Source organism: Salinibacter grassmerensis, assembly GCF_947077765.1.
GTDB lineage: Bacteria > Bacteroidota > Rhodothermia > Rhodothermales > Salinibacteraceae > Salinibacter > Salinibacter grassmerensis.
This window is the reverse complement of the sequence record NZ_CAMTTF010000001.1, coordinates 561,378-585,837: the sequence shown is the minus strand read 5'-3', so window position 1 is coordinate 585,837 and position 24,460 is coordinate 561,378. Positions and strand designations below refer to the sequence as shown.

The following is a 24,460-nucleotide window of genomic DNA, read 5'->3' as shown; positions in this document are numbered from 1 at the left end:
TGTTTGTTCTACCACAGCCGATCCACGACGAGGTGGCTCAGATACCCCACCACCGCCGCCCCGTAGAACGGCAGCCCCACGAGGGGGCGCCCCGGCACGTGCAGGTACGGCAGGATGAGCAACGGCGACGGCACCAGCACCATCGCCCACCAGGTGTGCGTCCACCCCCGATGGGTGCTAAGCACCAGCAGCACCGCCACGAGCCCCAGGTAGGCCGCCGCTCGAAACTGCTCCGTGACCACCAGGAACAGGTCCACGGCGAAGAAGATCGAGTAGAAGATCTCCTGTCCTTTTGAGTCGGTGTCCACGTCGGGCCAGAGGCCAAACAGGAGCGCCAGCGCCAGGAGCGCAAGGGGGTATCCCACCTGCTCCAGCGCTGTAAATTGTCGGTAGGCCGCGTCGACGGAAAACGCGTACCCGAGGGCCGCCAGGTACCCGCCCCCGAAAACCGTCGCGCCCGCAATGTGACCCTTGTAGCCCGCCATCTGGTCAGGAACGAAATGCAACTGTCTAACGACGAACGAAGCGGTTGGAAAAACGCTCCCTGCGGAAGTGGACACCCTCTCTCTTCTTCACCCCCTCAGGCAAAAGCTCTTACCAAAACTGGCTCCGTCCGCACAATCTGGAGTACGCGCTGCGCACCGCTCTCTATACATCACGCTTCACGGCCCACGAAGTACCCCACCGCCAGCCGATACCCGTCCGCCCCAAAGCCGCTCATCTGCCCCACGCAGGCCGGGGCGATCCGTGACGTGCGCCGGAAGTCCTCTCGGGCATGGACGTTCGAAAGGTGCACCTCCACCACCGGTGGCTCGATCGCGGCGACCGCGTCGCGCAGGGCGACGGACGTATGGGTGTACCCGCCCGGATTGAAGACCACACCGTCAACTTCGTCCTCGTGCGCGGCGTGCAGATGGTCAATGAGCGCGCCTTCGCTGTTCTCCTGCGCGAAGCGGAGCGTGACCTCGGGAAACGACTCGGTGAGATCGGACTGAATGTCGGCAAGCGTCGTGGTGCCATAGGTCTCCGGCTCGCGGGTGCCGAGCAGGTTCAGGTTGGGGCCGTTGAGGACGAGGAGGGGCACGGAGCGCAACAGGTCGTGATGGATAAAACTCTCCCCAATCAATTGCCGACCGGGCGGAAAGATTCACCGTTCGTCTTGCCCAGCAGAATCGTAGGCCGGCACCTCTAGGGTCAGCCCGTCGTGGGCGAGGTGGATGTCGTCGGGCAGGGCCGCCTCTGCCTCGGCGTGGCGCACGTCGTGGGTCATATGGACGAGGTACGTCCGGCGCGCCCCGATGCGGCGGGCGGCGGCCACGGCCTCGTCGAACGAGAAGTGGGTCGGGTGCGGCCGGGGGCGAAGGCCGTCCAGGACGAGCGTGTCGATGCCCTGCAGCTGCCCGTAGCTGGCCTCCGGGATGGCACTCGCGTCCGTCAGGTACGCAAAGCGGCCCAGGCGATAGCCATGCACCGGCACGTCGCCGTGCTTCAACAAGATGGGATCGACGGGGACCGCGGTGTCGTCGGCGGCGCGGCTCGGCACGCGGAACGGGCCGTCCACGACCTCCAACTCCACGTTCGCGGCGCCGGGGTACGGGTCCACGCCGAAGACGTAGTCGTAATTGCCCCGAAGCACCGCGGCGGTGTCGGTGTGGGCGTAGCACGGCATCACCCGCCGGTTGTCCCGGAAGAAGGGACGCAGGTCGTCGAGCCCCACGACGTGATCGAAGTGGTGGTGGGTGTAGCAGACCGCGTCGATGCGGTCGATGTCCTCGCGGAGCGCCTGCGCCCGGAAGTCCGGGCCCGTATCGATCAGGAGGCCCATGTCGCCCACCTCTACGTAGCAGGCGCAGCGGGTGCGCGTGTCGCGGGGATCAGTGGAGGTGCACACCTCACAATCGCACCCGATGACGGGCACCCCGGTGGAGGTTCCTGTCCCCAGCAGGGTGGCAGTGACCGGAGGCGTATGGGCGTGGCGGTCGGCCGGCGAAACGTCTGTGGACACGCTGGGGCTAGTCGTCATGTGGAGCCTCCGCCGACACCTCCTCCGTCCAGGCCTCTTCGAGGGCCCGCCGCACCGCCGGCTTTAAGTAGATGGTATCGAGCGGGGCGTCCCGCAGGGCCTCGGCCAACACCACCAGTTGCGTCTCGGGCAAGTCGTTCGTGTTGAGCATAATCACTTCCTCCCCCTCCACGACACAGCGCCCCCCGCGGAAGTTGCCGGGCTCGGCCCGCACCTCGATCCCCAGCCGGCCCGCAACCCCTTCCAACTCGTCGATGATCGTAGCAGTGTCCATACCGCACAGTCACACTCCAACAAAAACGCACGCCACTTCATCCCAGGCCGCCCCCCAGTTGTTTCGCCATTGCCAGCCTCCGCTATGGCGATTCCGGCAGGGGGTCGCCGGACTTGTCCGTCGCCCGGAAGGTGTGCGGCGGGACCTCTGCGTCCTCCTCGACGTGGACCCGCACCAGGTGGTCCATGAACCAGCGGGTCGTGTACGTGGGCACGGGGCGCCGCAGGAACGCCGCGACGAATGGATGCACCTGGAGCGTCACGGCACGGTGGGCATCGCTGTGTGCCACGAGCCACTGCTCGATGTCTTCGACAAGGTCCTCGGGGACAGCGTCGTCCCCTGCCGACGCGGTGGATTCCTCCGCGGGGGACGGACGAGACTCTGCGCTCTCCGCCACCTGCTGGGCCCGGGCCGCTTCAAGCTTGTCTTCGAGCGCCTGAATTTTCTGCCGCAGGGCCGTCACCTCTTCGTCCGGCGTATCGTCCTCTTCCTTCAGGCGCTTCACCTCACGCTCGCGCTTCTTCACCTCCTTCTCCAGGCTTTGAATTTTACGCTCGGCCTGGCGAAGCTCTTTGGGGTCGGCCCCGTCACCGCCGCCATCGTCGGACGGCGTCCCGTTGGCCGACGAGAAGGTCGTCGTGATACTGGGGCGGAGCCGCTGGCGGGTGATCTCGACGAGGCCGAAGTCGCTCATCGGCAGCACCTTCGTCACCGCCCGGTCTTCTTCGAAGCCCTTCTTGACCTCGTCGTAGACTTTTTTCTTGTCCTTCTCGCCGCGCAGGTCGATAAAGTCGACGACGATAATGCCCCCCAGGTCGCGGAGCCGAATCTGCCGCGCAATCACGCGGGCGGCCTCCAGGTTGACGTTGAGCGAGTTTTCGGCCTGCGATTTGCCCTTCCCGGAGCGCCCCGAGTTGACGTCGACCACATGCATCGCCTCGGTCTTCTCGATAAAGAGGTAGCCCCCGGAGGGCAGCTCCACGCGGTCCTTGAACGCGCGATCGGCCCCGTGCTGGATGCCCACCGACTCGAAGACCGGCTGGTTGCCTTTGTACAGCTCCACACGGTCGACCAACTGCGGCCCCACAGCCCGCACGTAGCTCTGGATGCTGCTGTGCAGTCCCTCGTGGTCCACCAGGATGCGATCGTACTCCTCCGAGAACTCGTCCCGCACAATGGAGGAGGCCATGTCCACGTCTTCGTGCACAAGCTCCGGGGGGCTCGGCTTGTCTTTGAGCCGCTTCTCCACGCGGCGCCACCGTTCCATCAGCAGCTTCATGTCCTTGTCCAGCGACTTGGCGTCGCGGTCCTGGGCAACGGTGCGCACGATGACTCCCACGCCGTCGGGGACGAGGCTGCTGGCCAGGGACTCAAGACGGCGGCGCTCTTCGTCGTCGGTAATCTTGCGCGAGACGGCAACGTAGTTCTGGAGGGGCACTAGCACCAGGAAGCGCCCCGCAAGCGAGATGTCCGTGGAGATGCGGCTGCCCTTGTTCGAGATGGGCTCCTTGGTGACCTGGACGAGGATCGTCTGCCTGCGATTGAGGATGTCGGACGGGCGCTTGTCCCAGTCTTTTTTGCCCGTAGGCACGTCGATCGCCTCCACCTTCGGCTTTTCGAGCCCGAGGAAGTCGAGCAGATACGGCAGGTTGTCGGACAGGTCCGAGAAGTGGAGGAAGGCGTCCTGTTCCTGTCCGATGTCGACGAAGGCCGCCTGAATGCTGGGCATCACCTTTCGGATCTGCCCCAGGTACAGGTTGCCGATCGTACGCTTGTGCTCGGCATTTTCAATGTAGAGCTCGACGGGCTTGCCATCTTCGACGATGGCGATGCGCGTCTGCTCCTTGCCGACGTTGAAGACAATTTCTTTGGACATATGTGGGGTCGGGGTGTGCCTGCCCCTGTGCCGGCTGGCGGGTGTGGGCCCAACGGGAACTTCGCAACATCAGTACAAACGGAACAACGGCGAAGGGACCAAGCGGAACTGCCACCAGGGTCGTCCAGGCGTGATGCCACGACTGGCTGCGGGGCACCGCCGTGCGGCGCCCAACAAACCCTGAACCGGCACCGAGTGCTCGGGCACGGATTGACTCGTGAGCAATGGGTTCGAACGGGGCTGTCTCCCGGCGTCAGGACACAGCCAAATGGAATGGGATGCGGGCCAGCAGGCGGAGCCGAACGGAGGCCGCGACGGGGCGTAGACCGCGACTCTGCTGTGCAGAGCGTCCGGCCCGCGCGTCATCGTACCTCGGCTCGCCCCGCGAGCCATGCCGTTTTCTGTTGTGTGTTTCCGACTGCTCGCGTGCATGGATGCATCCCTTGACACCCCCGGGAACGCTTCCCGTGAATGCCGAATGTCACCTAAGAGTATTGTCTTTCCGGCTCGAATGATCCCCAGGAGGGCATGAGGCAACTGATGGAGCCCCAGGACCTCCCTTAAATCAAAATTCGTGGGGCCATCGCGCCGTCGTTTGTATAATGGGACAACTCCAAACGTTGCTCTGCAGTGGGAAGAACCCTGCGCCGACGGCACCTTTGGGGCTTTTTGCAGAAGCGCCCCCACGAGAGATCGCGAGGCGGGGTACTTCCGCCCCGCTCTCCTGCGTCCTGCTTCCCAGCGCCCTTGCCCGTCTGCGTCCACGTCCCTCCGGCCGTAACGGCCACGCTGTCTCCCTTCCACTTCGGCTCTCAACACATACGACACTCGATATGGCTGACCAAGAATCTGTAACGGAGTTGACAACTGACGAGGCTCCCATCAAGGCTCGGGGGCTCGAAGGCGTCATCGCTCTCGAATCGGAGCTGTCCTCAATTGATGGGGACAAGGGCCAACTCATCTATCGCGGCTACGACATCCACGACCTCGCCGAGCATGCCTCGTTCGAGGAGGTCGTGTACTTGCTCCGCCACGGCGAACTTCCGACCCAGACCGAACTCGACGACTTCTCGTCTCACCTGCGCAGCGAGCGGGCCCTCCCCGCGCCCATCCTGAACCTCCTGCGCGAGACGCCCGCGGACGCCCACCCCATGGCGGTCCTCCGCACAGCGGTGTCTGCCCTCGCCCTCTACGACGAGGAGGCCGACACGATGGGGGAGGCCGCCAACCACCGCAAGGCCGACCGCATCCTCGCCCAGATTCCGACGATCATCGCGGCGTTCGACCGCCTTCGGAAGGGAGAGGAGCCGGTCGCCCCGCTCGACCACGGGTCGATGGCGCACAATTTCCTTTACATGCTGAACGGCGAGAAGCCCGGTACGGCCGCCGAAGAAACCTTTGACGTGTGCCTCGTGCTACACGCCGACCACGGCCTGAACGCCTCCACCTTTACCAGCCGCGTCATCGGGTCGACCCTCTCGGACATGTATTCCGCGGTTTCCGGGTCGATCGGCGCCCTCAAGGGGCGGCTGCACGGCGGGGCCAACCAGGAGGTCATGCGCATGCTCCTCGACATCGACGAGAAGGGCGCGGACCCGGCGCCGTACGTTCGAGACCGCCTCGAGGCCGACGAGCGCGTCATGGGCTTTGGCCACCGCGTGTACAACACCATGGACCCTCGCGCCGCCATTCTTCGCACCATGGTGAAGGAACTCAGCGAAGAGGCCGGCGACATGAAGTGGTACGAGTACACCACGAAGATCCACGAAACGATGGAGGAGGAGACGGGCATCGACCCCAACGTCGACTTCTTCAGTGGCCCCACCTACTACCAGCTCGGGCTCGATCCCGACCTCTTCACGACCATCTTTGCGCTGAGCCGCACGGCCGGCTGGACCGCCCACCTTCTGGAGCAGTGGGCTGACAACCGCCTGATCCGTCCACGCGCCCAGTACGTGGGGGCCCGCGACCGGACTGTGGCGCCCATCGAGGAGCGGTAGGGACTGTTCGGGGACGGGGGAAATCTTCGGTTTCCGAAACCTCTGCCTCTCCCCCTCCATTCTGACTCTTACCACGGGTGCTTCCATGCGGGGGACGTACGAGACCCGCCACGGGCACCCGTTCACCCCGGCTGTTTTGCCACGTCACAATCCCCATCAGGCCCATGGCCGTTGACACCAAAGAACGCCCCTCGGCGACCCAGGAGACGGACGCGACCGCCGAGCAGGAAAGTCGGTTCCAGTCCTATCGCATCCGGACCGGCATGTTTGCCTGGATGATGCACCGCCTGACCGGCGTGGGACTGGTCGTGTACCTCATCGTCCACATCTGGGGCCTGACCGCGCTGACGGACCCGGAGACCTTCAACGCGCTCATTGCGAAGTACCACAGCCCCATCTTCAAGGTGGGTGAGTTTGCCCTCCTGGTGGCGGTGGCCTACCACGCGATGAATGGCCTTCGCCTTGTGCTCATCGACTTCCTGGGGTGGAGCCCGAAGCAAAAGAAACTGTTCTGGACGCTGGGGGCCGTCACGGCCGTCATCATTGCCGTGGGCGGCTGGCCGTCGATTTACGCACTCGGCGAGTGGCTCCTCGGGCCCGGATCGATGCCGACGCTGTTCCTCTAGCGTCCCCGGCCCGCCTTCTCATCCCACCGGCTCACCCTCAGGCCCCCGTTTGCCATGGCTCAGACCAACGCCCTAAACTGGTTCCTGCACCGCATCACCGGCACCTTCCTCATCTTCATGCTGATCACCCACTTCTGGGTGCAGCACTACGATCACCAGGCCGCTTCGGTGACCCACGAGGTCGTGACGGAGAAGAATGAGATGCCGGACTACCCGGAGGAGGCGAAGGAGGGCGTGGAGGCCCGCTTCGGCCCGGACGCCGAGGCCACTCCGTACCAGGTGGTGATGCAGCGGCTGGCCGATCCGGTCTACGCGGTGCTGTGGAAGGGGTTCAACATCCTCTTTCTGGTTGTGGCCCTCCACCACGGCTTCTACGGCCTGAACAACGTGATGACCGACTACATCCGTGACCCCATGGGGCGACTGATTGCCAAGTCTCTGTCATGGACGGTGGCCCTGGGGCTGCTCATCATTGGAACCTACTCGGTGCTCACCGCCGGGTGGTGACGCGCCACCAAGAGACGAGAATGGGGTGGAATGAGGCTGATTTGCCCCACCAGACACGACACGTCCATCGTGAGACGCAAGGGCGACAGCCTGTAGCGGGATTCTTCCTACGTCCTACGTGTCATTCATCATGCATTACGCATCACACACCACGAACCATGAATTTTGAGCACGACGTCGTCGTTGTTGGAGCGGGCGGATCTGGCCTGATGGCGGCTCTCTATGCCCGCGAGGGCGGGGCCGACGTGGGGGTTGTCTCGAAGCTGCACCCCCTCCGCTCCCACACCGGGGCGGCGCAGGGCGGCATCGCCGCGGCCCTCGGCAACGAGGAGGAGGACCACTGGCTGTGGCATGCCTTCGACACGGTGAAGGGCAGCGACTACGTGGGGGACCAGGACGCCATCGAGGCGCTCTGCAAGGACGCCCCCCGCACGATCGTGGAGCTCGAGCACTACGGGGTGCCCTTCAGCCGCAACGAGAAGGGCAAGATCTCGCAACGGCGGTTCGGGGGCCACACCCGCAACTTCGGCGAGGCGCCCGTCAAGCGCTCCTGCCACGCCGCCGACCGCACCGGCCACACGATCCTGCACACGCTCTACGACCAGTGCACGAAGCAGGGCGTCCGGTTCTACGATGAGTTCCAGGTGCTGGACCTCATCATGACGGAGGACGGAGAGTGCGCCGGCGTGGTGGCATACGAGATCCTCACCGGCGAAATCCACACCTTCCACGCCAAGCAGGTGTGCTTCGCGACCGGCGGCTACGGCCGTGCCTTCGAGACCACCTCCAACGCACATGCCGGCACAGGCGACGGCATGGGGATCATGCTGCGCAACGGCATCCCGCTGGAGGACATGGAGTTTGTGCAGTTCCATCCGACCGGTCTCTACCGCCTTGGGATTCTCATTACGGAGGGCGCGCGCGGAGAGGGCGGCATCCTGCGCAACAGCGAAGGGGAGCGCTTCATGGAGCGCTACGCCCCGACGGTGAAGGACCTCGCGCCCCGCGACCTTGTGAGCCAGTGCATCTATCAGGAGATCCGGGAAGGGCGGGGCGTGCAGGGAGAGAACTACGTGCACCTCGACCTTACCCACCTCGACAACGCAATCCTCGACAACAAGCTGCCGGAGGTCACGGAGTTCTCGCGCACTTACATGGGCGTAGACCCGAAGGAGGAGCCCATTCCGGTGGTGCCCACCTGCCACTACGCGATGGGCGGGATCCCGGCCAACGAGGACGGGCATGTGGAGGTAGGCGAGCGGGGCGAGTACGTGCCGGGCCTCTACGCAGTGGGCGAGTGTGCCTGCGTAAGCATCCACGGCGCCAACCGCCTCGGCACCAACGCCCTCTTGGAGCTTGTGGTGATGGGGCGGCGCACCGGCATTGAGATGGCCAAGCAGGTGCGTCAGGGCAAGGACTACGCTCCGCTGCCCGATAAGCCAGAGGAGGACACGCGCAACATGCTCGACGACCTGCTCTCTAACACCCGCGACGAAGGCGAACCCATCGTCAACGTGCGGAGCGAACTGCAGGAGACGATGATGGAGAACGTGTCCGTCTTCCGCAACGACGATACGCTCTCTACGGCCCTCAACGACCTGCAGGGCCTTCGGAAGCGGGCGAAGAACGTCGTCGTGGACGACAAGAGCAAGCGGTTCAACACCGACCTGATGGACGCGGTGGAGGTCGGCTTCATGGTCGATTACGCCGAGGCCATCGCCGCCGGCTCCCGTCACCGCACGGAGAGCCGAGGGGCCCATTCCCGCGAGGACTACGAGGAGCGCAACGACGAAGACTGGCTCAAGCACACGCTCTTCCATAGCGACGGCAACGGCAACTACGAGTTCGACGACAAAGACGTCGTCATCACCCGGTTTGAGCCGAAGGAGCGCAGTTACTAGGGCGCCTGACTCAAAGGCGGGCCCGGCCGATCCGGCCCCGCACCCTGTCTCCGCAGATGTCTCCACACACGCACAGCGTTTTTTGGACTTATGGCTGAGATGCAGCTCAATCTTGAAATTAAGCGATACAACCCCGAAGAGGACGACGAGCCGCACTGGGAGGCGTACGAGGTGCCGGCCGATCCGCTCGACAGTGCCCTGTCGCTCCTGCTCCACGTAAAGTGGCACATCGACGGCACCCTCTCGCTGCGCAAGAGCTGCGCGCACGGCATCTGCGGGTCCGACGCCATGCAGATCAATGGGGAGAACAAGCTCGCCTGCTCGGTGCTGGTGCAGGACTTGGTGGAGGAGGACGGCGACACGATCACGTACGCCCCGCTTCCCTCCGCCCCGGTGGTCAAGGACCTCATCATCGACCAGAGCCGCTTCTTTGAAAAGTACCGGGAGGTCAAGCCCTGGCTCATCACCGACGGACCGGCCCCGGAACGCGAGCGGGAGCAGAGCCCGGAGGAGCACGCCATGATCGAGGACGCCACGAAGTGCATCATGTGCGGGGCCTGTACGCACGCCTGCCCCTCCACCTGGGCCGACCCCGACTATCTTGGTCCCGCGGCGATGTTGAAGGCATACCGCTACACCTTCGACAGTCGCGACGACGGGGCGGAGGAGCGCCTCGACGTGGTCGACTCTCCTGACGGCCTTTGGAAGTGCTACACCATCTTCAACTGCAACGAGGCCTGCCCCAAGGACATCGACATTACACGCTGGCTCTCGGCCCTGAAGCGCCGCGCCGCCACGTCTCAGGCATCCACGAAGGCGTGATCGCTCTTGGCTGAGTGGCCTGGTCGTTCTCAAGGCCGTGCCGGTTTCTTGTCTCCTTCGACGCCCCCTGCTCCCTCCCGAGCAGGGGGCTTTTTTCGTGTCCCTGCTTCTCTGCACCGCCGCTCCCACCCAGGGACGACCGGAGGGCACGCTCGGGTCCCCGGAAATGGCTCCGAGGACGGAGTGCCTCGTTTCGGTCGATCTTTTCTTTTTGTAGAAGTCGCGGGCCAGGCCGCACCTTTAGACGGTTCTCGCACGATTTTTGTATCTGATTTTTCATAGTTCCACACTTGTCTGGTAGTGTCTCGGGCCCCCCAGGGGACATCGCGCCATTGTGTCGTGGCCCTTCGCATCTGGGACACTTTTGTATGCTGTCTGCCGGTCTGGTCGGCACCGCCAATAACACCCTTCCAACTCTCGTGCCGTCGTGCTTGCTCAAGCATTTTCCACATATGGCTGGGTCGGCCTGCTCGTCACAGGTTTCGTTGCCCTAGGGTGTCAGTCCGACTCGCCCCCTCGCACTCTTACCTCGGCAAGTGCGGTCGAGACCGCGGCGGAAGACGAGACGCTCTACGGAGAGCCGGTCACACTGGACGGAATTGTCACGTATTCGGACTCGTCTCGGGGACGCCTCTTCGTGCAGGACGAGACGGGAGGGCTTGCACTTAATCCGCGGCAGGCGGTGCCCCCCGTGGGCCACCGGGTTCAACTCACGGGCGTGGTGGGGACTCCGGGCTCCAGCATCGACTCCCTCCACATTGAGGCTACAAGTCCGGACTCGCTGCCCTCTCCTGCCCCCCGCTCTCTCAGCACCATCACACTGGCCCAGCACAGCGGGGACTGGATTTCGACGGAAGGAGTCGTTCGGTCGATAGAACGGCAGTCCGGTCGGCTTGCGCTCACGCTAGAAGACGAGACTGATCGGATCCCCGCACAGGTACTCTCGTCCGTGGATTCCAGCTTTGCGTCTCTCCTTGGGGCCCGCATTCGAGTGCGTGGCGCCGTCGGGGCCGAGTGGGATCCGGCGGCCGAACAAGTCCGCGGGGTCCAGCTCCAGCTCTCCTCCCTGGACTACGTTGAGGTGAAGCGGAGCCCGCGAACCAAGCCCTTGACGTCGGTTCGCGCCGCACAGACTATCCAGCCCCCATCCGGTCCTATGGTACGGACGCGGGGCGTCATTGCCGCTAAGACCGCCGGGGCGGTCTTACAGCTGCGGGACTCGACGGGGCAGATTCAGGTCCAGCCGCGAGCGCCCCCGTCGGTCGGGGTGGGCGACTCGGTCGAAGTGATCGGGATTCGTGCCGAGAGTTCGGACGCCGCATATCTCCGCAACGCCGTGGTCCATTCCCTCGATGGTGCCTCCCAGCCCGCGGACACAGCAGCTGGGACGCCCCCTCTTCTCACCCGGGCATCTTCCATTCTTGAGCTGCCGCGTGAGGAGGCCCGCCAGGATGCCCCCGTTCGTCTCGAGGGCGTCGTCACGTACGCCGATCCGTCATGGAAACTTTTATTCATACAGGACGAGACGGCCGGTATCTTTGTAAAGACGGATTCGGTGGCGTGGGGCCGCCTCAAGGCCGGTCAGCGCGTGGCCCTGGACGGCACGAGTGGCGCAGGCGCCTTTGCCCCCATCGTGGAGGCGGAAAACATTCGCCTCCTCGGAGAGGGAGCACTTCCGGACGCTCCTTCTACCCCCCTTCAGCGATTGCTCTCCGGCCAAGAAGAAGCCCAGTGGCAGCAGGTACAGGGGCTGGTCCGGGCCGTCCGGAAAAGCACCCGGGGGCGCATGTTCGTCAAAGTGGACCTGGGCCCCGATCAGTTCGAGGCACAAATCCCCCCTCATCTCGCCCAGGATTCCCTTCCAGATCAGATCGTGGGGGCCCGGGTGGAACTCCAAGGAGTGTGGAGCACGGTCTTCAATGACCGCGGCCAATTCGCGGGCACGAAAATGTTTGTGCCCGGCTGGTCATTCATCGACGTCCGCACACCCGGTCCGCCCGACCCCTTTTCCATCTCGGCGGTCCCGATCGAGGCCCTTCTCCGCTTCCTCCCCGGCGGAAGACCCCGATCAATAACCCGGGTTGACGGCATCGTCACCCACCGTACTGACGATGGCACGCTACACCTTCAAGACGAGACCGGCGCCGTTCTCGTGAGGACGCAGGACAGTGCGGCTGTCAAGGTGGGCGACCGGGTATCCGTCGCCGGGTTCGCGACCTCCGGGCCGTACCATCCCATCCTGGAGGATGCGCTGTACCAGAAAGGGGAGGCCACGACGCCCCCTGCCCCGCTGTTGTTGTCCACCGAGGATGCACTCGACGCCGCGTACGACGAGCACCTTGTGCAGCTGACGGCCGAGTTGGTGGACCGCACCTCTCTGGGAAACCGCCAGATCCTCACCCTGCGAGCAGGCCGCCATGTGTTTGATGCCATCCTCCGTCGAAACACGATGCCCGCCTCCCTGGACGCGATTCGTCCCGGGAGCCAGCTTCGGATCTCCGGCATTTACGACGTAGAGCTCGACGAGAAGGGGGGAGCCATTTTGCCCCTGTCTTTCTCGTTGACACTCCGCGATGCCTCGGACGTGGCCGTGGTGCAGGCGGCCTCGTGGTGGAACTGGGAGCACACCGTCGGCCTCATTGCGGTATTGGTGCTGCTGGGGCTCGGCGCCACGGCCTGGGGCGTCACGCTTCGCCAGAAGGTGCGCGCCCGCACCGAGGCCCTGCGTGAACGGGAGGAGATTCTGCGCACCCTCATCGACCACCTCCCGCAGGCCATTTACGTGAAGGACGCGGACGGCCGCTTCGTGGTGGCGAACGCGTACACCGCACAGCTGGTGGGGGCCGATGCCCCGTCCAACCTGACCGGCAGGACCGACTTTGACTTCTACCCTGATGAGTACGCCCCGGAGTACTACGCCGACGAGCAGGAGGTCGTCGAGACGGGCAGACCGATTATCGATCAGGAAGAGACCATCGTTCCCCCGTCCGGGGAAGAGCGGGTCGCTCTGACCACAAAGGTGCCCCTCGTGGGCGACCACGGCGACGTCCACCGCATTGTGGGCATCACCTACGACATCACAGAGCGCAAGGAGATGGAAAGAGAACTGCGTGCGGCTCGGCAGGAGGCCCTCTCCGCCGCACGGGCCAAGAGCCGGTTTCTGGCCAACATGAGCCACGAAATCCGCACGCCGATGAACGGGGTCATCGGGTTTGCCGACCTGCTGGCCGGTACGGACCTGTCGGCCGAGCAGGAGGAATTCGTTGCTGCCATTCAGAACAGCGGCACCGCCCTGCTCTCGCTCATCAACGACATCCTGGACTTTTCGAAGCTGGAGGCCGGGGAGATCGACCTCGAGGCGCGCCCCGTCCGGCTCCGGTCGGTAATTGAGGAAGCGCTCGACACCCTGTCCACGAAGGCGGCGGAGAAGGGGCTGGAGATGACCTACCTGATCGATGAGGCGGTGCCCCCCGTGGTTGAAACCGATGAGACCCGCCTCCGGCAGGTCCTGCTCAACCTACTCTCCAACGCCGTAAAATTCACCGAAGAGGGCGAGGTCACCGTCCGGGTCACCCCGGCCACTGTCCCCGATTCCGGCATCGCACACGCATTGCAGTTTCGGGTGTCGGACACCGGAATGGGCATTCCGCAAGACGAGCAGGAGGAGCTGTTCGACTCGTTCACGCAGGCCGACGCCTCCACCACCCGAGAGCACGGCGGCACGGGGCTGGGGTTGTCCATTTGCCAACAAATCGTCGACGCGATGGACGGAAACATCTGGGTGGACAGCAAGGTCGGCGAGGGATCAACGTTCGCGTTCGCCATCGAGGTGAACGCCGCGGAGGGGCCTGCCGAGGCGGCCCCGGATGTCCGGGACGATTATCCATCGCTGGAAGGGACACGTGCCCTGATCGTGGACGACACCGCGACGAACCGGGACCTGCTGCTCCAACTGTCCCGCCGGTGGGGGCTGGACGCAGAGGCCTTTGCCTCCGGCCCGGACGCGCTTGCGCACCTGAAGGAGGCAGCCCCCTCGTACGACCTAGCCCTCCTAGACATGCAGATGCCGGAGATGGACGGCCTCACCCTCACGGAGCACCTTCGCGATGCGCTCGGCGCACTTCCGGTGGTTGTCCTCAGCTCGGTACACCGCCCACAACGACAAATGGACGCGGGCGTCGCCTGGATGCACAAGCCAATCAAACAGTCAAGCCTGCAGAACGCCCTTTTCGATGCCCTCGGCCGGGACACTGCCTCCTCATCTGGGGAGGAAACCGAGGCCCCTCGTCGGGACATCCTTCTCGTGGAGGATGACACGGTAAATCGGAAGATGGCCACACAGCTCCTCAAAACGATGAACCATGAGGTGGAAACGGCCGAAAATGGAGAGGAGGCCCTCTCGGCCCTCCGCGAACACTGCTACGAAGTGGTGTTGATGGACGTGCAGATGCCGGAGATGGGCGGGCTGGAGGCCACGCGTCGCATCCGTGCGGATTGGCCGGCGGACGAGCAACCGTACGTGGTGGCCCTGACCGCGGCGGTACTGGAGCAGGATCGTGAGCGCTGTCAGGAAGCGGGGATGGATGCGTTTCTCAGCAAGCCCATCCAGCAGGACGACCTGTCGGGCGTGCTTCGGTCGGTCCCCAACGGGTCGTCGTAGGCGCCAGCATCCCCTCGGCCTGTGTATGCATCTATGATCCGGCTTGGCTGTTTGGCCCCCGGCGTCTCATGCAACCACCGGTACGAGTCTCGCCGAGGGCAACCGCCGGAGGGACCGTATCGATTTCCACGGGCGCGCCCCGGGAACTTATCGCTATGACAATCGGGCCTCTGGGGACGCAAAATCTGCCACGTGCAGGTAAGAATGGTGCACATGTACATACATCTGCCGCGTCACCTTGCGCGGTTTCGCATCCAGCTCTGTTTCGCCTACAGTCGAGGTGGAGCCCAGGCCTGCTGCGTTTTACGGTTGAAATTTTTCTTTCCAGAAATATCTTCGAATGACGTCGTCGAAGAAGTCAGTCTGGTCTCGTATTTGTTGACAATACATATTTTGGACGCAGAACACACCAGAATATCTTCGGCGAATGTCTCTTCGCCGTGCACCGAAAAACGTTCTTTGTGCGAATGCATCGACAACTGCCGCTGAGGACCTACAGAGCCCTCCTGGCGTGTGCAGCCGTTTTCGGCCTCGTTCTGCTCTCGGGCCCGGCGACTGCTCAGGGTCAACGCGTCACCACTTTCGAGACGGAGGACGGCCTTCCGAAGATGCAGGTATGGGATGGGCTTCAGGGTCCGAGGGGATACCTGTGGCTGGGGCTCTACGGTGGGGGGCTAGCTCGCTTTGACGGCCACGAGTTCAAGCGCTTCACGATTGAAGACGGCCTTCCGGGCAACTTGACCACAGCCGTCCACACCGATTCGACGGGCGCGATCTGGGTCGGGACACTGAGCGGACTGGCACGCTACGATGGACAGGAGACGACAACGTTCACGGCGGAAAACAGCACGCTCGCCCAGAATGACGTTCAGTCGATTACTGGGGGGAACGACGGCACGCCAGTGTGGGTGGGCACCACCGACAACGTATATGCCCACGATGGAGACGGCTTTCGTGCTCTCGCCCCGGACCGCCTCCAGAACCTCTACCCAGGTAGTCTCGCCAGCCGAGGCGACACGCTGTGGGTAGGGACAGACAGTGGCCTGTACCGGTACACCGATTCTACACTCACCTCCCTGTCCATCGCAGGCGGTGAGACCACAGCGTCTGTCACTACGCTTGCCGCCCCTGCAAACGGTCGCCTCTGGGTCGAGACAAAGCAGGGACTGTTTCGGCGCGATGGTTCCCGCTTCGAGAAGCTCCCCGGCACATCGGACCAAGATGTGCTTTCCATCCTGGACCCGTCGGGGCGGGCCCCCTGGCTCGGAACGCGTACCGGTCTGTATCGCTGGCAGAGCGGGCGGCTCCAGTCTACCGCCATCGACGATGTATCTGTGCAGGGGCTTTTCAGGGACCAGGAGCAAAATGTCTGGGTCACCACCGATTCGGACGGCCTCCACAAGTACCCGCATACCCCCTTCGACTACTTTTCTACGGCCGATGGCCTGGCGGCAGACATCTCTTGGAGCCTCGACGAGGGGCCGAATGGGGACTTATGGATCGCGACACACGACGGACTAAGCCGCTACGACGGCACCACCTTCACCGACGTGCCGGGGCCCGACAATCAACTGCAGCAGGAACTCATCTCAATCCATTGGGCGCAGAACGATGTCCTCTGGATCGCAGCCCGGTCGACGCTCTTTCGGTACGACGGACGCACCTACACCTCGTACGATCGGGTCGAGGGGGACCCCATCGGAACAGTGACCACCATCCAGGAGGCCCCCTCCGGCACGCTCTGGTTCGCAACCACCGAGCGGGGACTTCTGCGCTACAACGGTTCCGGCTTTACTCGTTTCACGACCGCCGACGGGCTGACGAGCGACCAGGTCCGGAGCGTCACGATTGACAGCACAGGCCAGGTATGGGCTGGCAGAGGCGTGAGCCGCTTCGATGGAAAGTCGTTCCGCCCTACTCCGGCCGTTGAAAGCGCGGGGCTCGGGGCCGTGCTGAGCCTAGAGGTTGACCCAGAAGGCCATCTGTGGATCGGGACTCAGCACGGCGTGTCCGTCCACTCGCCCCCGCAGCAGGGACGAGCAGACTCGCTCCGACACATAACCCCCGAGGATGGGCTCAACGGCACAAGCTCGGTCGCCTTTCATCTCGACCAGCAAAACAACCTCTGGGTCGGGAATGAAGGAGGCTTCAACCGGATTGACCTGGACAGGTACCACCGGACGGGGAGCGTATCGATTCGCTCGTACGACAAGGACGTCGACCTGCGAGGAGGCGTGGCGACCGAGCACGCGACCTACGAGGACGACAACGGCCTGCTCTGGTTCGGGACGAGCACGGGCCTCGTGCGCTACCACCCCGCCCGGGACCGGGGGCAGACGGCCCCTCCCCAGACCCACCTGACGGACCTCCAGCTCTATCCCGAAGATCCGGACTGGAGCCAATACGCGGACGGCACCACCCCTTGGGAACAGCTCCCGACCGGCCTGTCGCTCCCGTACGACAAGGACCACCTCATTTTCCGCTTCGTCGGCATCAACCACACCGTTCCGGAGCGGGTTACGTACAAGTATAGGCTAGAGGGGCTCGATGAGAGGTGGTCGAAGGCCACCAAACGGCAGCGGGCCACCTACTCCAACCTTCCCCCCGGCTCGTACACCTTCGAGGTCAAAGCAGCCAACAGCGATGACGTCTGGGGGCCAGTGGAGGCCTATTCCTTCACCATCACGCCCCCATTCTGGCGGACGACGTGGTTCTACCTCCTGTGCGCCTTGGGCCTCATCGGGCTCGTCGCCGGCGCCATTCGCTGGCGCACCCGTGTCTTGGAGACACGGAAGCGTCGACTGGAGGACCAGGTCGCCCGGCGCACCCAGGAGCTCAAGGACGCCCAGGAGGAGGCGCTTGCGGCCTCGAAGGCCAAGGGCGAGTTTCTGGCCAACATGAGCCACGAGATCCGCACGCCGATGAACGGGGTCATCGGCTTCGCCGACCTGCTCTCCGACACTGAACTGACGCCCGAGCAGCAACAATTCGTGGACGCCATCCAGAGCAGCGGGACCACGCTCCTTTCGATCATCGACGACATCCTCAACTTTTCGAAGCTGGAGGCCGGAGAGGCGGAGTTGGAGGAGCATCCCATCCGCGTGCAGACCTGCGTCGAGGAGGCACTGGATCCACTCGCCGCCCGGGTAGCGGAAAAGGGCATCGAGTTGACCTACCTGATCGACCCGGCGGTTCCTTCTGTGATCCACGGCGACCGGACTCGGCTTCACCAAATTCTTCTCAACCTGCTGTCCAATGCGGTCAAGTTTACCGAGAAAGGGGAGGTCACGCTCCGGGTCCGGGTGGCGTCGTCGCCCGCCACGCCGAGGGGGAAGTACGAGCTCCACTTCAGTGTGCAGGATACCGGCATTGGCATCCCAGAAGAGGAGCGCGACCGGCTCTTCGAGTCGTTCCGTCAAGTTGACGCGTCGAAGAGCCGAGAGTACGGGGGCACCGGGCTCGGCCTCTCCATTTCCCAGCAACTGACAGAGGCAATGGGAGGAGAAATGTGGGTCGAGAGTGCGGTCGGTGAAGGGTCCACATTCCATTTTACGATTGAGGTGGAGAAAGGCGAGCGGACCGACAGAAATGTGGGTCCCACCGGGTCGTCTTCGGCCATGCAGGGAGTGCAGGTTCTCATCGTTGCGCCCAACGACACCAACCGTGCACTCCTCCGGCAGCAGACGGAGGCGTGGGGCATGGAGGCGAGCGTCTTCGCATCGGGGGACGAGGCGCTCCAGCAGTTGGACACGGGCATTCCCCACGAGGTGGCCGTGGTGGACGAAAAACTGCCCCAGATGAGCGGACATGCCCTGGCGTCTCAGCTTCGAGAACGAGCATCCGGGACGGATCTTCCGGTCGTTCTCCTCGGGGTGGGGCGGGCCGCCGCATCCGACCTCTCGGCCCCTACCTCTCGGCTCCACAAGCCGATCAAGCAGTCGGGGCTCCACGACACGCTGACCGCGCTTCTGGACGGTCGTGAGGACGACACCTCAGGTAAGGACGGCGACCAGTCCGACCCCGAGGTTCGGTCCCGTCGTGTGCTCCTCGCGGAGGACAATGCCGTGAATCGGGAGATGGCGACACAGTTGCTGGAGAAGATGGGGCATGAGGTTCACACCGTGCCCAACGGGGCGGACGCCTTGACGGCCGTCCACGATCAGACCTACGACGTTGTCTTGATGGACGTGCAGATGCCGGAGCTGGACGGACTGGAGGCGACGCGGCGCCTCCGCGACGACGTGCCGTCCGGAGAACAGCCCTACGTGGTGGCCCTCACCGCCTCCGTCACGGAGGAGGACCGCAGGCGCTGCCTGGAGGCGGGAATGGACGCCTTTCTCAGCAAACCGATCCGGAAAGACGAGCTGTCCAGGGTCTTGGCCCCTGGCACCACGCCCGACGAGGCAGGGACGGCGGCTCCTTCGTCTGGAGACCGCGCGGGCCCCGATGCGTAGTCGCCGTGGGAAGGTGAGCGGTCGGTCCGGTCCACGAGAACGTGCACGCGACTCGGGTCCCAACTCGAAAAGTAGCGCATCGCCGGACGGTGGGAGAACGAGGGCGCACGGCGGGCCGATCAGGGTCAGCGGATCCGAACCGATTGCGGCCTGCTCCCTGCACAGAGGCCCGTCTACGTCGGGGGCAACGACGATCCGGCCTCCCGCGCCACCGTGAGCACGTCGGCTAGCACCCCCGCGGCCGTCACGGATGGGCCCGCACCCGGTCCGCGCACGACGAGAGGGACATCGGCGTACCGGTCCGTCGTGATTTCGAACAGATTCTCTTGCGCCCCCAGTTGCCCGAAGGCCGTATCGCCCGGCACGGACTCAACCCCTACCTCAATCCCCTCCGGCGAAAAGTGGCCCACGTACTGGAGGACCGCGTCCTCGACCGCCGCGGCCGTCGACCGCTCCCGCCAGTGCGGGTCAACCGTAGAGAGACGATCAAGAAAGGCGTCGTAAGAGTGATCGGCCAGTGGGTCCGGCACCAGCGACTCGACCTGCACGTCCGAGGGTTCGACGGCGTAGCTGGCAGTGCGTGCCAGGATCAGAAACTTCCGCGCCACGTCCGTCCCGGAGAGGTCGTCGCGCACATCGGGCTCGGCGTACCCCCGGTCGACGGCGGCCCGCACGGCCTCGCTGAAGGAGGCCCCGTCTCGCAGCGCGCTGAACAGAAAGGTAAGCGTCCCGGAGACGCCCCCACGGATCGAGTGAACGCGGTCGCCGGTGGCGACGAGGTCCCGCACGGTCTGGACCACGGGCAGCCCCGCCCCGACGGTCGTCTCGTAGCGGTACTGCACGCCCGCCTCCGCCGCCGCGGCCTGCAGCTGGTCGAACGTGGACTGCGAGCGGGTATTGGCGAGCTTGCTCGGGGTGACGACGTGAACTCCGCCCCGGAGGAGAACCTCGTAATGGGCCGCTACGTCGGGGCTGCCGGTGGCGTCCACGAAGACGAGCGGGCGCGGTGTCTCCTGCGTGAGGCGATCCACGATGGCCGGCCAGTCGGGCGGCGCGGCCTCTTCCAGGCCGGTGAGCAGGGCCTCCGGGCCACGATCGGGAGCGACCCATGCGGCCCGACGCGACGTGCAGGCCCCAATGAGGCGGAGATCCTGCCCATTCTCCTCCCGAGCATCGATCTGTCGTAGTAGGGCGGCCCCAACGTCCCCCACGCCCGCTACATACACGCGGATCGGGGGGGAGGATGTCGACGGGGCGGCGGAGCGGGAGGTCGAGAACGAATGAGAGGTCATCGTGTCGGCGGATCAGTGAAGGGTCACCCCTGAGCGAGAGTCGGGGCTGGAGCGATTCGGGTTCCCGGGGCCTCGGGGCGGTGCGTGCACCGGACACGGAGCGGAATGCCGGCGTCGATCAGGGGATCGAGCGTGGACGGATGCATGCCGAGCCGTCCGGCTTTTGTCCAGGCGCGTGCCTGCTCGAAGTCGATGCGTTGAAGGTGCTGCGCGTCGCTGTGCTCATCCGGGTCACGGGTGTACAGGCCATCCACGTCGGTCCAGCGTTCCATTCGGTCCGCCCCCAGTGCCCAGGCAAGAACGGCGGCGGATAGGTCGCTCCCCCCTCGGCCGAGCGTGGTGGTCTCGCCGTCGGCCGTCCCCCCGACGAAGCCCGTAGCGACCGGCAGGCCGGCGGCCCGCCCCCGATGCCAGTCCCGCACCTGTCGCCGGGTGGCGTCCCACTGCACCGTCGCGTTGCCGTGGGCGGCGTCGGTGCGGATGAGTCTCGCCGCATCGACGGCCCGTGATGCACACCCGCAGGCGTCGAGCGCGGCGGCCACCAGCGGCACCATCAGCCGTTCGCCAGCGGCCAGCACGACGTCGCGGGCCGCGGCGGCATTCGGCCCCGACATCCTCTGCAGTGCACGGCGTAGCTCCGAGAGCTCTGCCTGCAGGGCGGTGGCGTAGCGGGCCCGCAGCGCCTCGTCGCCGAGGGTGTCCGCGGCGAGGGTGCGGTAGCGCCGCCCTACGCGCCGTGTCCAGGCCTCGACAGGGACGCAATCGGACTGGGCTTCCGCGGCGGCCTGTGCGAGGTCGTCCGTGGCCCCTGCCGCGGCGGACACCACGACGACCGGCCGGCAGGTCTCGGTGGCGGCGCGCACAAGGCGGACCGCGTTCTTTATGCCCTCGGCGGAGCCGACCGACGTGCCGCCGAATTTGAGGACACGAACGGGGAGCGACGTGCATTCCGTCGACGAAATGGGGGAGTCCGGCATGACAAGTCAGTGCCCTGTCGTGGTGAATGGTGCGTGAGGAGGGAGGGATACGGCGGCATGCTACACCGCGGGGGCATTTCCGTGTGGTCTGTCGGCCCGGCGGCGAGGGGCTGCCTCTCAGTGTCCGCGTTCGGAATTCGGCTCAGGCCGCGACGGACGAACAGATGTTGGCCCGCCACGTCGTCACGAGGTCATTGAGGGCATCGAGCTCAATGAGGAACGTGTCGTGTCCGTGCGGCGCCGATAACACCTCCAGGGTGGCGCTGGGCAGGTGCTCTACGAGCTCCTCCTGCTCGGACAGCGGATACAGCACGTCCGAGTCAATGCCCACGACCAGGCTCGGCTGCTCGATGCCCCCTAGCACCTCTGCGTAGTCGCCACGACCACGGGCCACGTCGTGGGTGTCCATCTGCCGGGTCAGGGTGACGTAGCAGTTTGCATCGAAGCGATCGACGAGCTTGTCGCCGTGGTGGTGCAGATAGCTCTCCACGGCGTAGGGCGTGCCGTCCTTCTCCGGCATTGCATCGCGGCCGAACCGCCCCTCAAGGGACGGCTGCGAACGATACGACACCATCGCCATCATGCGGGCCGTGGCAAGGCCGTCCTTCGGGGGGTCGTCCGGCGGGTATCCTCCGTCTCGCCACTTCGGGTCGGCGAAGATGGCCTGCCGCTGCGCCTCGCCCCACCCGATCTGCCAGGCCGTATGGCGCCCCCCCACGGCAATGGGAACGAGCGACCGCACGAACGGGGCTCCGCCATCGGTCGTCTCGAAGGCCCACTCCAGCACGTGCATGCCGCCCATCGACCCGCCCATGGCGCACGCCACCTGCTGCACGCCAAGGCTCTCCAGCGCGCGCCGGTGGAGGCGAACCGTGTCGCGGATCGTAAACGACGGGAAGTCGGCCCCGTAGCGGTCGCCGGTCTCCGGATTCGCCGTTACCGGCGCCACCGAGCCGTAGGGAGACCCCGGGACGTTCAGACACACCACGAAGTCTTCCATAGGATCAAGGGCGCGGCCGGGCCCGAAAAGCCCGTCCCACCAGTCGGCCACATCCGTATCGCCGGTGAGGGCGTGGCACACCAGGACGGCGTTGGTGCCGGTTGCGTTGAGGGCGCCCCACGTCCGGTACGCCACGGGCACATTCCGCAGCGTCGTGCCATCGTCGAGGGTGAACGCAGGAAGGGTAAGGGTCTTTGACATCGGAGCAGACGGATGGACTCGGCGGAGCACACGAGGACCTACACAGGGCGCGTAGTGCGTGCCGCGTCGGGGCACCTGGAGAACTTCCCCAGGGACGGATGCGCAACGCGGAGTACGCACTACACAGGACTACGCAGCCGTCGTCGACGGAAGCGCCGAGAACGCCTGCGCGAAGTCCGCCTTGATGTCGTCAATGTGCTCGATCCCGACGGACACTCGCACCATGTCGGGCTCGACGCCGGAGGCCTGTTGCTCCTCCTCGGTCAGCTGCTGATGGGTGGTAGAAGCGGGGTGGATGACGAGCGTCTTCGCGTCCCCCACGTTGGCGAGGTGACTGGCCAGCTCCACGTTCTCGACGAAGCGCTTGCCGCCCTCGACGCCCCCCTCGACCCCAAACGTGAGCACCGCGCCGTACCCATTCTCCAGGTACCTATTGGCCCGCTCGTGGTAGGGGTGGTCCTCCAGTCCCGGGTAGCTGACCCACGATACCGCGTCCTGCTCCCGGAGCCACGTCGCCAGCTCAAGCGCGTTGTCGCAGCTCCGCTGCACGCGCAGGGAAAGCGTTTCGAGGCCCTGCAGCAGGAGGAACGAGCCGAACGGGTTCTGGGCCGGGCCGAAGTCGCGCAGGCTTTCCACGCGGGCCCGCATCGCAAAGGCAACGTTCGTATCGAGCACGCCGTCCGGGCCGAAGGTTTCCCAGAATTTGAGGCCGTGGTAATTGGGGTTCGGCTCGGTGAACTCGGGGAAGCGGCCGTTGTCCCAGGGGAACGTGCCCGCATCCACGATGACGCCACCGATGGTGGTGCCGTGCCCCCCGATCCACTTCGTCGCACTGGCCGTGACGATGTCGGCCCCGTGCTCAATCGGGCTGCACAGGAAGCCCGCCGCGCCGAACGTGTTGTCCACCACGAGGGGCACGCCGTGGTCGTGTGCGATGTCGGCGATCCGCTCGAAGTCTGGGATGTTGAAGCGCGGATTGCCGATCGTTTCCAGGTAGACCGCCTTCGTATCCTCGTCAATCAGGCTTTCGATCGAGTCCGGGTCGTCGCCGTCGGCAATGTGGACGTCGAGGCCGCGACGGGGAAAGGAATTCTTGAACTGGTTGTAGGTCCCGCCGTAGAGGTAGCTCGTGGAGACGATGTTGTCGCCGTGCTCGCAGAGCGTGTTGAGGGCCAAGAACTGGGCAGACTGCCCACTGGCGGTGGCGACGGCCGCGACGCCGCCTTCGAGCGCGGCCACCCGCTTTTCGAAGACATCGTTCGTCGGGTTCATGATGCGGGTGTAGATGTTGCCGAACTCCTCGAGGGCGAAGAGGTCGGCCCCGTGCTCCGCATCGTCGAAGGTGTAAGAGGTAGTCGCGTAGATGGGCACGGCCCGGGCGTTGGTGGCCGGGTCCGGCTCCTGCCCCGCGTGGAGTTGGCGGGTTTCGTAGCGGGGCACCTCGGGGGCGTCCGGCTGCTCAGGATTGGAGTCGTGCTGTCCGTTCTCGGTACTCATAGAAATATCGGCTCTCTGGATGCAGAGGACTAGAACGCTCATCCAGAAGAGCCGAGGACAGGCCCGGAGGGCAATCCTTTATGCGCCAACACGACCGAGGACAAAAGAAAATCCCCAGCCGCCAGGAAAGCAGATGGGGATCAGCAACCAGAAGGGTCGCGGGTCCCACTCATCTTTCCTCGACAGCGGTCGAGGCAGGATGGGGCACCTTTCCGTCGGAGGGGCCGATGGCGGTTGCCAGGGCTTCAGAGGGCCTGCTCCCTCCACCCTTCTGGATGAATGTAGTGCTACCAGTGGTATATCGTAGCAGTATAAACGGTACGCGCTGTCTCCGGCGATGTCAACGCTCG

At 64.9% G+C, this 24,460-nt stretch carries 16 protein-coding genes and 1 riboswitch; of the genes, 7 read left to right on the top strand and 9 right to left on the bottom strand.

From position 1 onward, the window contains the following. Positions 1–8: 8 nt before the first annotated feature. The 5 genes from OJB03_RS02130 to OJB03_RS02110 form a co-directional block, all read right to left on the bottom strand. Positions 9–485, bottom strand: a complete 477-nt coding sequence (locus tag OJB03_RS02130) for a metal-dependent hydrolase (RefSeq protein WP_272507111.1) — start codon at positions 483–485, stop codon at positions 9–11. Positions 486–655: 170 nt separating this feature from the next. Continuing rightward, positions 656–1,084, bottom strand: coding sequence for a type II 3-dehydroquinate dehydratase (aroQ, locus tag OJB03_RS02125; protein WP_263784792.1), 429 nt, complete (start codon positions 1,082–1,084; stop codon positions 656–658). 63 nt (positions 1,085–1,147) lie between these two features. Continuing rightward, positions 1,148–2,005 carry an MBL fold metallo-hydrolase gene (locus OJB03_RS02120; RefSeq protein WP_263784790.1) on the bottom strand — a complete coding sequence of 286 codons (858 nt, stop codon included), beginning with the start codon at positions 2,003–2,005 and terminating at the stop codon, positions 1,148–1,150. 7 nt (positions 2,006–2,012) lie between these two features. Continuing rightward, complete coding sequence (locus OJB03_RS02115) at positions 2,013–2,297, bottom strand: hypothetical protein (RefSeq protein ID WP_263784788.1); 285 nt, start codon at positions 2,295–2,297, stop codon at positions 2,013–2,015. An 82-nt stretch (positions 2,298–2,379) separates the two neighbouring features. Further along, positions 2,380–4,173, bottom strand: a complete 1,794-nt coding sequence (locus OJB03_RS02110; protein WP_263784787.1) for an Rne/Rng family ribonuclease — start codon at positions 4,171–4,173, stop codon at positions 2,380–2,382. Positions 4,174–5,006: 833 nt separating this feature from the next. On the opposite strand from OJB03_RS02110, the gene OJB03_RS02105 reads away from it, so the two are divergent. The 7 genes from OJB03_RS02105 to OJB03_RS02075 all read left to right on the top strand — a co-directional run bounded on the left by OJB03_RS02105 (position 5,007) and on the right by OJB03_RS02075 (position 19,143). Further along, the gene (locus OJB03_RS02105; protein ID WP_263784786.1) at positions 5,007–6,173 is read left to right on the top strand and encodes a citrate synthase; all 1,167 of its coding nucleotides are present in this window, start codon (positions 5,007–5,009) and stop codon (positions 6,171–6,173) included. A gap of 164 nt (positions 6,174–6,337) precedes the next feature. Further along, entirely contained in the window at positions 6,338–6,799 is a 462-nt protein-coding gene (sdhC, locus tag OJB03_RS02100) for a succinate dehydrogenase, cytochrome b556 subunit (RefSeq protein WP_263784785.1), read from the top strand. A gap of 54 nt (positions 6,800–6,853) precedes the next feature. Then, positions 6,854–7,306: a succinate dehydrogenase hydrophobic membrane anchor subunit gene (locus tag OJB03_RS02095; RefSeq protein WP_263784784.1), complete on the top strand. Its 453-nt coding sequence runs from the start codon at positions 6,854–6,856 to the stop codon at positions 7,304–7,306. Positions 7,307–7,464: 158 nt separating this feature from the next. Beyond that, on the top strand, positions 7,465–9,207 hold the full coding sequence (sdhA, locus tag OJB03_RS02090) for a succinate dehydrogenase flavoprotein subunit (protein ID WP_263784783.1): 1,743 nt from the start codon (positions 7,465–7,467) through the stop codon (positions 9,205–9,207). A gap of 90 nt (positions 9,208–9,297) precedes the next feature. After that, positions 9,298–10,029, top strand: a complete 732-nt coding sequence (locus OJB03_RS02085) for a succinate dehydrogenase iron-sulfur subunit (RefSeq protein WP_263784782.1) — start codon at positions 9,298–9,300, stop codon at positions 10,027–10,029. Between the two features lie 427 nt (positions 10,030–10,456). Then, on the top strand, positions 10,457–14,689 hold the full coding sequence (locus OJB03_RS02080; RefSeq protein ID WP_263784781.1) for a response regulator: 4,233 nt from the start codon (positions 10,457–10,459) through the stop codon (positions 14,687–14,689). Between the two features lie 467 nt (positions 14,690–15,156). After that, a complete protein-coding gene (locus tag OJB03_RS02075) occupies positions 15,157–19,143 on the top strand; it encodes a hybrid sensor histidine kinase/response regulator (RefSeq protein WP_263784780.1) in 3,987 nt (1,328 codons plus the stop codon). 173 nt (positions 19,144–19,316) lie between these two features. Here the strand turns inward: OJB03_RS02075 and OJB03_RS02070 are convergent, their stop codons facing one another. The 4 genes from OJB03_RS02070 to OJB03_RS02055 form a co-directional block, all read right to left on the bottom strand. Beyond that, positions 19,317–20,435: a homoserine dehydrogenase family protein gene (locus OJB03_RS02070; RefSeq protein WP_263784779.1), complete on the bottom strand. Its 1,119-nt coding sequence runs from the start codon at positions 20,433–20,435 to the stop codon at positions 19,317–19,319. A 23-nt stretch (positions 20,436–20,458) separates the two neighbouring features. After that, on the bottom strand, positions 20,459–21,412 hold the full coding sequence (locus tag OJB03_RS02065; protein ID WP_263784778.1) for an aspartate kinase: 954 nt from the start codon (positions 21,410–21,412) through the stop codon (positions 20,459–20,461). Positions 21,413–21,554: 142 nt separating this feature from the next. After that, positions 21,555–22,613, bottom strand: coding sequence for a homoserine O-acetyltransferase MetX (metX, locus tag OJB03_RS02060; RefSeq protein WP_263784777.1), 1,059 nt, complete (start codon positions 22,611–22,613; stop codon positions 21,555–21,557). 129 nt (positions 22,614–22,742) lie between these two features. Continuing rightward, positions 22,743–24,152 (bottom strand): O-acetylhomoserine aminocarboxypropyltransferase/cysteine synthase family protein, encoded by a 1,410-nt coding sequence (locus OJB03_RS02055; protein WP_263784776.1) that lies wholly within the window; start codon positions 24,150–24,152, stop codon positions 22,743–22,745. A 124-nt stretch (positions 24,153–24,276) separates the two neighbouring features. Next, positions 24,277–24,392: riboswitch (SAM riboswitch) on the bottom strand. Between the last annotated feature and the right edge of the window lie 68 nt (positions 24,393–24,460).